This window comes from Janthinobacterium sp. JF4 (assembly GCF_059617925.1).
Map to the genome: position 1 here is coordinate 194,122 of NZ_JCAQAV010000003.1, position 14,366 is coordinate 208,487.

13 protein-coding genes are annotated in these 14,366 nt (G+C 63.5%); all 13 read left to right on the forward strand.

From position 1 onward, the window contains the following. The first annotated feature begins 25 nt into the window (after positions 1 to 25). Positions 26 to 1,105: a 1,2-phenylacetyl-CoA epoxidase subunit PaaE gene (gene paaE / locus AC54AF_RS04605; RefSeq protein ID WP_496635571.1), complete on the forward strand. Its 1,080-nt coding sequence runs from the start codon at positions 26 to 28 to the stop codon at positions 1,103 to 1,105. 51 nt (positions 1,106 to 1,156) lie between these two features. After that, a complete protein-coding gene (gene paaG, locus AC54AF_RS04610; protein WP_496635572.1) occupies positions 1,157 to 1,948 on the forward strand; it encodes a 2-(1,2-epoxy-1,2-dihydrophenyl)acetyl-CoA isomerase PaaG in 792 nt (263 codons plus the stop codon). Between the two features lies 1 nt (position 1,949). Beyond that, on the forward strand, positions 1,950 to 3,518 hold the full coding sequence (gene paaH, locus AC54AF_RS04615; RefSeq protein WP_496635573.1) for a 3-hydroxyacyl-CoA dehydrogenase PaaH: 1,569 nt from the start codon (positions 1,950 to 1,952) through the stop codon (positions 3,516 to 3,518). A gap of 10 nt (positions 3,519 to 3,528) precedes the next feature. Continuing rightward, on the forward strand, positions 3,529 to 3,954 hold the full coding sequence (gene paaI, locus AC54AF_RS04620) for a hydroxyphenylacetyl-CoA thioesterase PaaI (RefSeq protein ID WP_496635574.1): 426 nt from the start codon (positions 3,529 to 3,531) through the stop codon (positions 3,952 to 3,954). 68 nt (positions 3,955 to 4,022) lie between these two features. Next, positions 4,023 to 5,351, forward strand: coding sequence for a phenylacetate--CoA ligase PaaK (paaK, locus tag AC54AF_RS04625; protein WP_131685597.1), 1,329 nt, complete (start codon positions 4,023 to 4,025; stop codon positions 5,349 to 5,351). A gap of 22 nt (positions 5,352 to 5,373) precedes the next feature. Next, positions 5,374 to 6,579 (forward strand): 3-oxoadipyl-CoA thiolase, encoded by a 1,206-nt coding sequence (gene pcaF, locus AC54AF_RS04630; protein ID WP_496635575.1) that lies wholly within the window; start codon positions 5,374 to 5,376, stop codon positions 6,577 to 6,579. A gap of 73 nt (positions 6,580 to 6,652) precedes the next feature. Continuing rightward, on the forward strand, positions 6,653 to 7,804 hold the full coding sequence (locus AC54AF_RS04635) for an ABC transporter substrate-binding protein (RefSeq protein ID WP_496635576.1): 1,152 nt from the start codon (positions 6,653 to 6,655) through the stop codon (positions 7,802 to 7,804). An 84-nt stretch (positions 7,805 to 7,888) separates the two neighbouring features. After that, complete coding sequence (locus tag AC54AF_RS04640; RefSeq protein ID WP_496635577.1) at positions 7,889 to 8,767, forward strand: branched-chain amino acid ABC transporter permease; 879 nt, start codon at positions 7,889 to 7,891, stop codon at positions 8,765 to 8,767. Then, a complete protein-coding gene (locus AC54AF_RS04645; RefSeq protein WP_496635578.1) occupies positions 8,764 to 9,780 on the forward strand; it encodes a branched-chain amino acid ABC transporter permease in 1,017 nt (338 codons plus the stop codon). The genes AC54AF_RS04640 and AC54AF_RS04645 overlap by 4 nt, the downstream gene beginning before the upstream one ends. Position 9,781: 1 nt before the next feature. Then, entirely contained in the window at positions 9,782 to 10,537 is a 756-nt protein-coding gene (locus tag AC54AF_RS04650; protein WP_496635579.1) for an ABC transporter ATP-binding protein, read from the forward strand. After that, positions 10,534 to 11,265 (forward strand): ABC transporter ATP-binding protein, encoded by a 732-nt coding sequence (locus AC54AF_RS04655; protein WP_496635580.1) that lies wholly within the window; start codon positions 10,534 to 10,536, stop codon positions 11,263 to 11,265. Before AC54AF_RS04650 ends, AC54AF_RS04655 begins: the two co-directional genes overlap by 4 nt. Before the next feature lie 9 nt (positions 11,266 to 11,274). Beyond that, complete coding sequence (gene paaY / locus AC54AF_RS04660) at positions 11,275 to 11,889, forward strand: phenylacetic acid degradation protein PaaY (RefSeq protein WP_131685591.1); 615 nt, start codon at positions 11,275 to 11,277, stop codon at positions 11,887 to 11,889. Positions 11,890 to 11,986: 97 nt separating this feature from the next. Next, positions 11,987 to 14,038 carry a phenylacetic acid degradation bifunctional protein PaaZ gene (gene paaZ, locus AC54AF_RS04665; RefSeq protein WP_496635581.1) on the forward strand — a complete coding sequence of 684 codons (2,052 nt, stop codon included), beginning with the start codon at positions 11,987 to 11,989 and terminating at the stop codon, positions 14,036 to 14,038. Positions 14,039 to 14,366: the final 328 nt, after the last annotated feature.

Genomic DNA, 14,366 nt, shown 5'->3' on the forward strand with positions numbered 1-14,366 from the left:
GTTCCGAAGAAACTGGAGATGAAGCATGAGTAAATTTTATCCGCTGTGCGTAGCGAACGTGCGCAATGAAACGCGCGACACCATCGCCGTCACGTTCGACGTGCCAGCGGAACTGCAGCAGCAGTTCCGCTTCCAGCAGGGCCAGCATTTGACCTTGCGCGCCAATATCAATGCGGAAGACGTGCGCCGTTCGTATTCCATCTGTTCGGCGGTGCAGGACGGCACCCTGCGCGTGGCCATCAAGCGCACGCCGGGCGGTGCCTTCTCTACCTGGGCGAACGACACCCTGAAAGCCGGCGCCACCATCGAGGTGATGCCGCCCATGGGTCATTTCAACGTGCCGCTCGACTGCGTCAACCGCAAGCACTACCTGGCGTTTGCGGCCGGCAGCGGCATCACGCCCATCCTCTCCATCATCAAGACGACCCTGCTGACGGAACCCTTGAGCCGCTTCACCTTGTTCTACGGCAACCGCGCTTCGTCGTCCGTCATCTTCAAGGAAGAATTGACGGACTTGAAGGATGTGTACCTGGAGCGTTTGAACCTCGTCTACGTGATGAGCCGCGAGCAGCAGGACATCGAACTGTTCAACGGCCGCATCACGCAGGAAAAATGCGAGCAGTTCCTGCAGCACTGGATCCGCGTCGAAGACTACGACAATGCCTTCATCTGCGGCCCGGAAGACATGATGCTGGGCGTCTCCGCTGCCCTGCAGGCGGCCGGCATGCCCAAGCAGAACATCAAGATCGAGCTGTTCGCCGCCAGCATCCCGAAAAACGCGCATAAGCCGCGCGCCCAGCTCGACGCGGGCGCCGTGCAGGAAACGGAAGTGACCGTCATCATGGACGGCAACCACACCACCTTCACGATGGACAAGGACAAGGAATCCATCCTCGACGCGGGCCTGCGCCATGGGCTGGACATGCGCTACTCGTGCAAGGGCGGCGTGTGCTCGACCTGCCGCTGCAAGATCCTCGACGGCAAAGTCGAAATGGACGTCAACTACGCGCTGGAAGACTACGAAGTGGCGCGCGGCTTCGTCCTCAGTTGCCAGAGTTTTCCGCTGACCGACAAGGTCGTGGTCGACTTCGACCAGGCTGAATAATGCCGGCGCAGGGCAGCTGCCCTGCCGTATCCATTAAAAAAACGAGACGCCATGACCTACCAAAACATCCTCTTCACCATCGAACAGGGTATCGCCACGCTGACCCTGAACCGTCCCGACAAGCTCAATAGCTTTACGCAAGCCATGCACGAGGAAGTGCGCGACGCCATCGCCAAAGTCAACGCCGACAGTTCCGTGCGCGTGTTCGTGCTGACGGGCGCGGGACGCGGCTTTTGCGCGGGCCAGGATCTGTCCGACCGCGCCGTGGAACCGGGCTCGAAGGGCGTGGACCTGGGCGAGTCGGTGGAAAAGAACTATGCGCCGCTGGTGCTGGCCCTGAAGGCGCTGCCGATGCCCGTGATCTGCGCCGTCAACGGCGTGGCCGCCGGCGCAGGCGCCAATCTGGCGCTGGCCTGCGACATTGTCATCGCCGGCAAGTCCGCCAGTTTCGTGGAAGTGTTCTGCAAGCTGGGCCTGATCCCGGACACGGGCGGCACCTTCTTCCTGCCACGCCTGATCGGGTCGGCGCGCGCCATGGGCATGGCCATGCTCGGTGAGAAACTGACGGCGGAAAAAGCGGAAAACTGGGGCTTGATCTGGAAATGCGTCGAGGATGCCCAGTTGGCCGAAGAAACGCGCAAGCTGGCGGTGCACTTTTCCACGGCACCGACCAAGGGCCTGGCGTTTACCAAGCAGGCGCTGGCTCTAAGTGGCGCCAATACCCTGCCGCAGCAGCTGGCGCTGGAAGCGCGCATGATGAGCGATCTCGGTCACAGCGACGATTACCGCGAAGGCGTGGCCGCCTTCATGGAAAAGCGCGCGCCGCAATTCAAGGGACACTGATATGGCAGCTTTGGACAACAACAATATCGTCGCCGTCATCGGCAGCGGCGCCATGGGCGCCGGCATTGCGCAGGTGGCCGCGGCGGCTGGTTACAGGGTCAAACTGTACGACACGCGCTTTGACGCCGTCAGCAAGGCCTTGCTCGATATCGGCAAGATGTATGCGAAGCTGGCCGAGAAAGGCCGCATGACGCCTGACGAAGCCACGGCCGCCACGGCGCGCCTGCAGGCGGCCGGCAGCCTGGCCGACGTGAGCGATTGCGCGCTGGTGGTGGAAGCCATCGTGGAAAACCTCGACGTCAAGCGCGGCCTGTTCGCCGAACTCGAAGCGCTGGTCAGCGACGACTGCATCCTGGCGACGAATACGTCGTCGATTTCCGTCACGGCGATTGCCGCCAAGCTGCGCTGCCCGGAACGTCTGGTGGGCATGCATTTCTTTAATCCCGTGCCCCTGATGGCGCTGGTCGAAGTGGTCAGTGGCCTGGCCACCAGCGAGCAAGTGGCCGCCACCGTCTACGACACCTCTATCGCCTGGGGCAAGAATCCCGTGCATGCGAAATCGACGCCCGGCTTCATCGTCAACCGTGTCGCGCGTCCGTTTTACGCGGAAGGCTGGCGCCTGTTGAATGAACAGGCGGGAGACGCCGCCACCATCGACGCGGTGCTGCGCGAAGCGGGCGGTTTCCGCATGGGCCCATTCGAACTGATGGATCTGATTGGCCATGACGTCAATTTCTCCGTCACGCAATCCGTGTTCGGCGCCTATTTCAACGATCCGCGCTTCACGCCGTCCGTGCTGCAGCAGGAAATGGTCAACGCGGGCTTCCTCGGCCGCAAGTCGGGCCGTGGCTTTTACCTGTATGGCGAAGGCGCCAGCGTGCCTGTGGCGCAGGCGGAAAGCACGCAGGACAAGCCGGAATTCGTCGCCCTGTCGGCCGCCATCGGCAGCGATGGGCGTGGCCATAGCGGCATCATTCGCAGCCTGGTACAACGCCTGGAGCAGGCGGGCATCACGGTCAGCCGCCGCGTGACGCAGGAAGGCCAGGAGATGGACGAAGCGCCGGCCCTGCATTGCCATGGCGCCGCGATTTACCTGACGGACGGCCGCAGCGCCACTCAGCGCGCGCACGACAACGAGCATCCGGACACGGTGCTGTTCGACCTGGCGCTCGATTACGCCGCTGCCAAGCGCATCGCCGTGGCCCGTGCCGACCAGTGCAGCGACGCCGCCTACGCGGCTGTCGTCGGCCTGTTCCAGGCGGCCGGCTTTACCGTCACGCGCCTGGACGACGTGCCTGGACTGGCCGTCATGCGCACGGTTGCCATGCTGGCCAACGAGGCGGCCGACGCCGTCAACCAGGGCGTGTGCACGGTGGCCGCCGTCGATATCGCCATGCAGAAGGGCGTCAACTATCCGCGCGGACCGCTGGCCTGGGCCGATGCCGTCGGCGTCCAGCAGATCGTGACCGTGCTGCACCACCTGGCGCAAGGCTATGGCGAAGACCGCTACCGGGTCTCGCCGCTGCTGCGCCGCAAACTCGCCAATGGAGATCGCTTTCATGCCGAATGAAGATCACAACATGACCGCACAAGCCCTGGCTGAAGCGGCCGCCGCCTCCATGCTGTCGCGCGATAACGCCACCGCTGCCATGGGCATCGCCCTGGCCGAAGTGGGCCCCGGCCATGCGCGCATGACGATGACGGTCCGCTCAGACATGCTCAACGGCCACCAGACTTGCCACGGCGGCTTCATCTTCGCCCTGGCCGACAGCGCCTTCGCGTTTGCCTGCAACAGCTACAACATGAATACCGTGGGCGCCGGCTGCACCATCGATTATCTGGCGCCGGGCCGCGAAGGCGACGTGCTCACGGCCCACGCCGTCGAGCAGGCGCTGGCGGGAAAAAGCGGCGTCTACGACGTCAAGGTCAGCAACCAGGAAGGGCGCGCCGTCGCGCTCTTCCGCGGCAAGTCGATCCGCGTGGCGGGTGAAGTCATTAGTGGTTGAAGGTACAAGAGCAGGTTTGAACTGCCGCTGCAGCTTTAAATAGTTAAAGAACCGATTAGGAGACAAAGATGGTCCAACGAATTCCCGCCCCGAATGACCTCGAGCCGATCGAGCGCGCCAGCAAGGATGAATTGCAGGCGCTGCAGCTCGAACGCATGCAATGGACGCTCAAGCACGCGTATGACAACGTGCCCCATTACCGCGCCGCTTTTGACGCAGCGGGTGTACATCCGGATGACCTCAAATCCTTGTCCGACCTGGCCAAATTTCCGTTCACCGATAAAAAAGTCTTGCGCGATAATTACCCGTTCGGCCTGTTCGCCGTGCCGCGTGAACAGGTGGTGCGCATCCACGCGTCCAGCGGCACGACGGGCAAGGCCACGGTGGTCGGCTACACGCAGAACGACATCGATACCTGGGCCAATGTGGTGGCGCGCTCGATCCGCGCCGGCGGTGGCCGCGCGGGCGACATGGTGCATATTTCCTACGGCTACGGCCTGTTCACGGGCGGCCTGGGCGCGCACTATGGCGCCGAGCGTTTGGGCTGCACGGTCATCCCGATGTCCGGCGGGCAGACGGAAAAGCAGGTGCAACTGATCCAGGATTTCAAGCCATCGATCATCATGGTCACGCCATCGTACATGCTCAACATCATCGAGGAATTCACGCGCCAGGGTCTCGATCCGGCCGAATCGTCGCTGAAAGTGGGCATTTTCGGCGCCGAACCGTGGACGGACGCCATGCGTGCGGAAATCGAGGCGCGCGCCGGCATCGACGCCGTCGATATCTACGGCCTGTCCGAAGTGATGGGCCCTGGCGTGGCATCCGAATGCATCGAAAGCAAGGATGGTCCCGTCATCTGGGAAGACCATTTTTACCCGGAGATCATCGACCCGGAAACGGGCGAAGTACTGCCGGACGGAGAGGAAGGCGAGCTGGTCTTCACCTCGCTGTCGAAGGAAGCGCTGCCCGTCATCCGCTACCGCACGCGCGACCTGACCCGCTTGCTGCCACCGACGTCGCGCTCGATGCGCCGCATCGGCAAGATCACGGGCCGTTCGGACGACATGCTGATCATCCGCGGCGTGAATGTCTTCCCCACGCAGATCGAAGAGCTGATCCTCAAGATGCCGAAGCTGGCGCCACAGTATCAATTGGTGGTCACGCGCGACGGCCACCTCGACAAGCTCGAAGTGATCGCCGAGCTGCGCGTCGACCTCACTGTCACCATCTCGGCCAGCGAAACGGACGCCCTGGCGCGCGAGCTGGAACACCGCATCAAGACACACGTGGGCGTGAGCACGCGCGTGCGTCTGGTGGCCGCCGCCGGCATCGAACGCACTCTGACGGGCAAGGCCCGCCGCGTGGTCGACCAGCGCCCGAAGATTTTCTCCTGATAGCCCGAACAAGGAAGCCAACATGAACGAAGCCTTTATCTGTGACGCCGTGCGCACGCCCTTTGGCCGCTATGGCGGCGCGCTGTCCAGCGTGCGCGCGGACGACCTGGGCGCGCTGCCGATTGCCGCGCTGATCGCCCGCAACCCGTCCGTTGACTGGTCCGCCATCGACGATGTGTTCTACGGCTGCGCCAACCAGGCGGGCGAAGACAACCGCAACGTGGGCCGCATGGCCGCGCTGCTGGCCGGCTTGCCGGCTGCAGTACCGGCCAATACCATCAACCGCCTGTGCGGCTCCAGCCTGGACGCCGTCGGTCTCGCTGCCCGCTCCATCAAGGCGGGCGAGGCGGAACTGATCATTGCCGGCGGCGTGGAAAGCATGACGCGCGCGCCTTTCGTGATGGGCAAGGCCGACAGCGCGTTTTCGCGCGCGGCGAAGATCGAAGACACGACCCTGGGCTGGCGCTTTGTGAACGGCAAGATGAAAACGCAGTACGGCATCGACACCATGCCGGAAACGGCGGAAAACGTGGCCGTGGAATTTGGCATCAGCCGCGCCGACCAGGATGCGCTGGCCCTGCGCAGCCAGCAGCGCTGGGCCGCCGCCCACGCGGCCGGCGTGTTCGAGCGTGAAATCGTGCCTGTCGCCGTGCCGCAGAAAAAAGGCGAACCGAAGATGGTGACGATGGATGAACATCCGCGTCCCGATACCTCGACCGAGATGCTGGCGAAACTCAAGGGCGTGGTCAAGGCTGACGGCACGGTCACGGCCGGCAATGCCTCGGGCTTGAACGATGGCGCCTGCGCCATCCTGCTGGCATCCGCCGCCGCCGTCGACAAATACAAATTGACGCCGCGCGCAAAAGTGCTGGGCATGGCCACGGCCGGCCTGGCGCCGCGCATCATGGGCTTTGGCCCATCGCCGGCGTCGCGCAAGGTGCTGGCGCAGACAGGATTGACCATCGAGCAGATGGATGTCATCGAACTCAATGAAGCGTTTGCGGCGCAGGCGCTGGCCGTGACGCGCGACTTGGGCCTGGCGGACGATGCGGCGCACGTGAATCCGAATGGCGGCGCGATCGCCATCGGCCATCCGCTGGGCGCATCGGGTGCGCGCCTGGTGATGGCCGCTTTGAACCAGCTGGAACGCACGGGCGGGCGTTATGCGCTGTGCACCATGTGCATCGGCGTGGGGCAGGGTATTGCCGTCGTCATTGAACGCGTATAACAAAGAAAAAAAGGCGCAGGCTTGTCAAAAAGCGCCAACCATTGACCGTAGTGCCAACCTGGTGGAGACCATAATGATTGCCAATATCTTCAAGAAAACCCTGATCGCCGGCGTGCTGGCCATGTCCGCCGCGGGTGCGTATGCGGCCGAGAATATCAAGATCGGTTCCGTGCTGTCCGTCACGGGGCCGGCCGCCTTCCTCGGCGACCCTGAACTGAAAACCCTGCAGCTGTATATCGAGAAGATCAACGCAGCCGGCGGCGTCCTGGGGCGCAAGCTGGAACTGGTGCATTACGACGACGGCAGCGATGCCGCCAAGGCCAACGGCTTTACCAAGCGCCTGATCGAGTCGGACAAGGTCGACGTGCTGATCGGCGGCACCACGACCGGCGCGACGATGGCGATGGCGCCGCTGGTGGACCGCGCCAGCATGCCATTCATCTCGCTGGCGGGCGCCGTGGTCATCATCGATCCGGTCAAGAAATGGGTCTTCAAGACGCCGCATACGGACCGCATGGCGGCCGAGAAGGTGTTCGAGGACATGAAGAAGCGCGGCATCAGCAAGGTCGGCCTGCTGTCGGAAACGAGCGGCTTTGGTGCTTCGGGCCGCAAGGAATCGCAGATCGTCGCCTCGAAATACGGCATCACGCTGGTGGCCGATGAAACCTACGGCCCGAAAGACACGGACATCACGGCGCAGCTGACCCGCATCAAGAATACCAAGGGTGTGCAAGCCGTGTTCGTCTTCGGCCTGGGCCAGGGCCCGGCCGTGGTGACCAAGAACTACGGCCAGCTGGGCATGGCCGCGCTGCCGCTGTACCAGTCGCATGGCGTGGCGTCCGACGAATACCTCAAATTGTCGGGCAAGGCCGCAGAAGGCGTGCGCCTGCCAACGCCGGCCCTCCTGATCGGCGCCATGCTGCCCGACAGCGACGCGCAGAAGGCCGTCGTCGTCGGCTACGACAAGACGTATAAGGAGCGCTACAAGATCGACCCGTCGACCTTCGGCGGCTATGCGCTCGACGCCCTGAACCTGTCGGTGGACGCCATCAAGCGCGCCGGCGGCACGGACCGCGAAAAAGTGCGGGCGGCGCTGGAATCGACCAAGGGTTTTGTCGGCACCACCGGTGTCTTCAACATGTCGGCGAAAGACCACATGGGCCTGGACCTGTCGGCTTTCCGCATGGTCGAAGTGAAGAACGGCGAATGGCAATTGTCGAAGTGATGTTCGAAATCAAGTAAGCCAGAAGTATCTGCGCGGGCAGCTCTCGAGGGCGGTCCGCGCATAGCCGAACATAATGGAGACACCATGGACGTCGCTCAATTTCTACAATTTCTGTATTCCGGGATGACGGTCGGTTCCGCCTATGCGCTGGCGGCGCTGGGCTTTACCATCATCTACAACACCAGCGGCGTGATCAACTTCGCCCAGGGCGAGTTCATCATGCTGGGCGGGATGCTGGCCGCCGTGATGTCGGCCGCCGGCGTGCCGCTGCCGCTGGCCATCATCCTGGCCGTCATCGCCACGGGCCTGGTAGGCTTGCTGATGGAAAAAACCGTGATCGAGCCGGCGCAAAATGCGCAGGTCATCACCCTCTTGATCATTACCATCGGCGCCTCGCTGGTGCTGCGCGGCCTGGTGCAAATCTGGCTGGGCAAGGACACGCATTCGCTGCCAGCCTTTTCCGGCGACGCGCCGATCGAATTTCTGGGCGCCAGCCTGCTGCCGCAAAGCCTGTGGGTGCTGGGCGTCACCGTCGTCATCGTGCTGGTGCTGGGCTGGTTCTTCGGCCGCACGCTGATGGGCAAGGCCATGCTGGCCACGTCGCACAACAAGCTGGCCGCGCAACTGGTGGGCATCAACACGCGCAAGGTGCTGCTGTTCTCGTTCGGCCTGTCGGCCCTGCTTGGCGCGGCCGGCGGCATCCTCGTCGCTCCGATCACGTATACCTCGTATGACGCGGGCATCATGCTGGGCCTGAAAGGCTTTGTTGCCGCCGTTCTCGGTGGCCTCGGTGGCGGCGCGGGCGCGATTGCCGGCGGCCTGATCCTCGGCATCGCCGAAGCCATGACGGCCGGCTACATCTCGTCGGCATATAAAGACGCGGTGCCTTTCGTGCTGATTTTATTGATCCTGTTCTTCCTGCCGCAGGGCTTGTTTGGCGCTAAAAATTCGGAGCGTGTATGAAGACGCGGTTATCAACATTATTTTCCCGCTCACGCCACGGCGGCTTGCTGGTGCTGGCCCTGGTGCTGGCCATCCTGCCCCTGTTTCTCACGAATGCGTTCTACTATGACGTGGCGATCCGCATCGCCCTGAACGCCATCGTCGTCATCGGCCTGAACCTCCTGATGGGCTACACGGGCCAGATCAGCCTCGGCCACGCGGGCTTCTATGGCCTGGGCGCGTATGCGTCGGCCGTGCTGACCACGCACTACAACTGGCCGCCGCTGGCCGCGCTGGCCGCAGGAGCGGTTGCCACGGGCTTGCTGGCGCTGCTGCTGGCGCGTCCCGTGCTGAAGCTCAAGGGCCATACCCTGGCCATGGCGACCCTGGGCCTGGGTATCATCATTTCCATCGTCATCAACAACGAGACGCAATGGACGGGCGGCCCGGACGGCATCGGCGTGTCCGCCTTCAGTGTCGCCGGCCTGGAAATCGCCGGTGAAAAATCGTGGTACCTGGTGTGCGCCGTGCTGCTGTTGCTGGTCACGTGGCTGGCCCTGAACCTGATCGATTCGCCTGTCGGGCGCGCGCTGCAAGCCATTCACGGCTCGGAAGTGGCGGCCCGCGTGGTCGGCGTCGATACGACCCGCTTCAAGGTGCGCGTGTTCGTGCTGTCGGCCGTCATTGCCAGTATCGCGGGCAGCATCAGCGCCCATTACATCGGTTTCATCACGCCCAACCTGGCCGGCTTCTTCCACTCGATCGAGCTGGTGACGATGGTGGTGGTGGGCGGCATGGCGTCGATCTTCGGTTCCATCATCGGCGCGGCTTTGCTGACGATCCTGCCGCAACTGTTGTCCAGTTTTGAAGGCTGGGAAACGGTGGTCTTCGGCGTGATCCTGATGGCCACCATGATCTTCATGCCGAAAGGCCTGGTACCGAGCCTGGCCAGCCGTTCGCGCAAACGGGCAGGGGTGCCGCAGGCACCCAAAGCCCCAGAAGGCGCCGCAAAATCACCGGCACAGGAGGTATGAGATGCTGACGATTAACAATCTGAGCAAGAGCTTTGGGGGCGTGCACGCGGTGCAGGACGTGAGCTTTACCGTCAAGGAAGGCAATATCCATTCCGTGATCGGGCCGAATGGCGCTGGCAAGACGACCTTGTTCAACCTGATCACGGGCGTGTACACGCCAACCAGGGGCGAGATTTTGCTCAATGGCGAGAACGTGGCCGCCATGCCGCCCGATGCGCTGGCGCGGCGCGGCATGAGCCGCACCTTCCAGAATCTGCAGGTGTGCATGAACATGACGGCCATCGACAATGTGATGGTGGGCGCGCATTTGCGCCTGAACCAGAACCTGTTCGCCTCCATACTGCGTTTGCCGTCCGTGCGCCGCGCCGATGCGGCCTGCCGCGACGAGGCGGCTGGCCTGATGGAGTTTGTCGGCGTGGGGCGGCACATCGATGACGAGGCGGGGCAGATGTCGTATGGGGCGCTAAAACGCCTGGAAATCGCGCGCGCGCTGGCGGCCAAGCCGAAGGTGCTGCTGCTCGATGAACCGGCCGCGGGCCTGAACCACACGGAAACGGGCGAGATCGAAACCTTGATCCGCAAGGTGGCGCAATCGGGCGTGACGGTGGTGCTGGTCGAGCATGACATGAAGCTGGTGATGAATCTGTCGGACCATATCCTGGTGCTCGACTATGGCAAGAAGCTGGCCGAAGGGACCGCCGCCGAAGTGCGCGCGAACCCCGACGTGGTGGCGGCATATCTGGGAGTGGCGGCATGATGCTGGAAAAACCTCAAACACCGCTGGTGCTCGATATCAAAGGGCTGACCAGCCATTACGGCCGCATCCAGGCCCTGCACGGCATCGACCTGCAGGTGCGCCAGGGCCAGCTGGTGGCGCTGGTGGGCGCGAATGGCGCCGGCAAGACGACCCTGCTGCGGGCGATTTCCGGCGTGCAGCCGGTCAGCGCCGGCAGCATCGCCTTCGCCGGCCAGGACGTCAGCCGCATGAGTGCCGACAAGCGCGTGCGCAGCGGCATTTGCCAGGTGCCGGAAGGGCGGCAAGTGTTCGGCCCCATGACGGTGGAAGATAACCTGCGCCTGGGCGCCTTTACGCGCCCGCCGCAGGATGTGGCGGGCGACATGGAGCGCATGTACGGCCTGTTCCCGATATTGAAGGAAAAGCGCTTGCTGCTGGCCGGGACCTTGTCCGGTGGACAGCAGCAGATGCTGGCCATGGCGCGCGCGCTGATGGGGCGCCCGCAATTGCTGCTGCTCGACGAACCGAGCATGGGCCTGGCGCCCTTGCTGATCGCGGAGATCTTCCGCATCGTGGCCGAGCTGCGCGACCAGGGCATCACCATCTTCCTCGTCGAGCAGAATGCGCATGCGGCCCTGTCGATCGCCGACGTCGGTTATGTGATCGAGACGGGCGCGATTACCCTGTCCGGTCCCGGGCCTGAATTGCTGCATAACGAGCAGGTGCAAAGTGCCTATCTGGGCATGTAAGGAGTCTGTATGGTCAAAGTCTACGAAATCAACGGCGTCACCCCCGTCGTCCACCCCAGCGCCTATGTGCACCCGTCGGCCGTGCTGATCGGCGACGTGATCGTCGGCCCGCGCTGCTATATCGGTCCGCTGGCCTCGATCCGCGGCGACTTCGGCCGCCTGATCCTGGAAGAGGGCGCCAATCTGCAGGACACCTGCGTCATGCACGGTTTTCCCGGCTGCGACACGGTGGTCGAGACCGACGGCCATATCGGCCATGGCGCCGTGCTGCACGGCTGCCGCATCGGCCGCAATGCGCTCGTCGGCATGAACGCCGTGGTGATGGACAACGCCATCATCGGCCAGGACTCCATCGTCGCCGCCATGAGTTTCGTGAAGGCGGGCATGATCGTCGCGCCGCGCAGCATGGTGGTGGGCACGCCCGCCAAGATCATCCGCGCGCTCACCGACGATGAAATCCAATGGAAAAGCTCGGGCACGGGCCAGTACCACGAACTGGCCGTGCGCTCGATGCAGACGATGCGCGAAGTGGAAGCCCTGACGGAAGTCGAGGCCGGCCGCCAGCGCCTCAATTTCGAATCGGCCTTGCCGCTGCATTTGCACAAGAACGCAGCAGCGCAGTAAGCCAACATGGGCGTAGGTCGGATTAGCGGGGCAGAGCCCCGCGTAATCCGACACCACTGCCAACATCACCAACACCTTTGTTTTACGGAGAAACCACATGGCTCACATATCCACCCTGCAAAGCCTGATCGCCGGCCGCTGGCTGGGCGAAAGCGCTGCCGTGCCCCTGCACAGCGCCCTGAACAACCGCGTCATCTACCACACGCACGCGGAAAAGATCGATTTTGACGAAGCCGTCACGTATGCGCGCAAGACGGGCGTGCCGGGCCTGATGGCGCTGGACTTCCAGCAGCGCGCCGCGCGCCTGAAGGCGCTGGCCCTGTACCTGGTCGAGCGCAAGGAAGAGCTGTATGCGATCTCGCACCTGTCGGGCGCCACGCGCGCCGATAGCTGGGTCGATATCGAAGGCGGCACGGGCACCCTGTTCGCCTACGCCAGCATGGGCAGCCACGAGCTGCCGTCGTCGAACGTGCTGCATGAAGGTCCGGCTATCGCGCTGGGCAAGAAGGGCGGTTTCGCCGGCACGCACATCCTGGTGCCGCGCGGCGGCCTGGCCGTGCACATCAACGCCTTCAACTTCCCCATCTGGGGCTTGCTGGAAAAATTCGCGCCCAGCTTCATGGCGGCCATGCCCTGCATTGCCAAGCCGGCCACGGCGACAAGCTATCTGACGCAGGCAGTCGTGCGCATGATGCATGAATCGGGCTTGCTGCCGGCCGGCAGTCTGCAACTGGTGATCGGCTCCACGGGCGACTTGCTGGACCGCCTGAATGGCCAGGATTTCGTCACCTTTACGGGATCGGCCGCCACGGCCGCCAAGCTGCGCACGAATCCGAACCTGATCGCCAATTCGGTGCCGTTCAACGGCGAAGCCGATTCGCTCAATTGCGCCATCCTGGCGCCCGACGTCACGCCGGACGACGTGGAATTCGACCTGTTCGTCAAGGAAGTCGTGCGCGAAATGACGGGCAAGTCGGGCCAGAAGTGCACGGCCATCCGCCGCATCATCGTGCCCGAGCACTTGATGGACGCCGTCGGCACGCGCCTGCGCGAACGCCTGGCCAAGGTGGTGGTGGGCGATCCGTCCATCGAAGGCGTGCGCATGGGTGCGCTGGCCTCGAAAGAGCAGCAGAATGACGTGGCGGAGCGTGTCGCCACCCTCTCGCAAGGTAATGAAGTGGTGTTCGGCGCGGCCGACGGATTCAGTCCTTTGGGCGATGGCGCGATTGACGGCAGCTTCTTCTCGCCTACCTTGCTGCTGTGCCGCGACGCTTTTGGCAACGATGCCGTGCATGACGTGGAGGCGTTCGGCCCCGTCAGCACCATGATGGGCTACACGGAGATCGACGAGGCGCTGGCCCTGGCCGCACGCGGCAAGGGCAGCCTGGTGAGCACCCTGGTGACGCGCGATCCGAAGATCGCCGCGCGCGTGGTGCCGCACGTGGCGGCCACGCATGGCCGCGTGCATGTGCTTGAGCGCGTGGCCTCCGTCGATTCGACCGGTCATGGCTCGCCCCTGCCGCAACTGAAGCACGGCGGCCCTGGCCGCGCGGGCGGCGGCGAGGAGCTGGGCGGCGTGCGCGCCGTGCGCCACTACCTGCAACGGGCGGCCGTGCAAGGTTCGCCGACCATGCTGGCGGCCATCACCGGCGAATACGTGCGCGGCGCGGACGTCAACGAAAGCCCGATCCACCCGTTCCGCAAGCACTTCGAGGACTTGAAGACGGGCGACTCGCTGCTTACGCACCGCCGCACCGTCAGCGAAGCTGACATCGTCGCCTTCGGCGGCATCTCGGGCGATTTCTTCTACATGCACTTCGACGAAATCGCGGCCAAGGAATCGCAGTTCGGCAAGCGTATCGCCCACGGCTACTTCGTGCTGTCGGCCGCCGCCGGCCTGTTCGTCTCGCCAGGCGTCGGCCCCGTGTTGGCCAACTATGGCCTCGACAACCTGCGCTTCGTCGCTCCCGTCGCCATCGGCGACACCATCCGCGCGCGCTTGACGTGCAAGCGCAAGGTCGACCGCAACCGCAAGGACGTGTTTGGCGTGGGCCAGGGCGTGGTCGCGTGGGACGTGCAGGTGACCAACCAGAACGAGGAGTTGGTGGCCAGCTACGACATTCTGACCCTGGTGTCGAAGCGCGAGTAAGTCCGAGAGTAAGCGTCTCTGGCAGGACTGGTTGGAACGGCGCCGCCCGCGATCTTCGCGCGGGCGGCGCTTTTTTATCCGGATTCTTTTTGTCTTGAATTCTCCACAAGCGTATGAAAAATATAGGCTCTAAGTGTGGTTTTGCACGGCGTGCTATTTAGATAAACCCCTCTAGAATGCGTGCTTTTTTCGTAAAAAGCGGCGAATTTGCTGATTGCCTCAAGAAAACTTTCCAACGTAAAACCTTTTCTCTGTAGCATGGTTTTACTCACTGGTCACGCCGCCAAGCACGCTTCACAACGCGATGGCGGCGCGAAAAAAACGGACC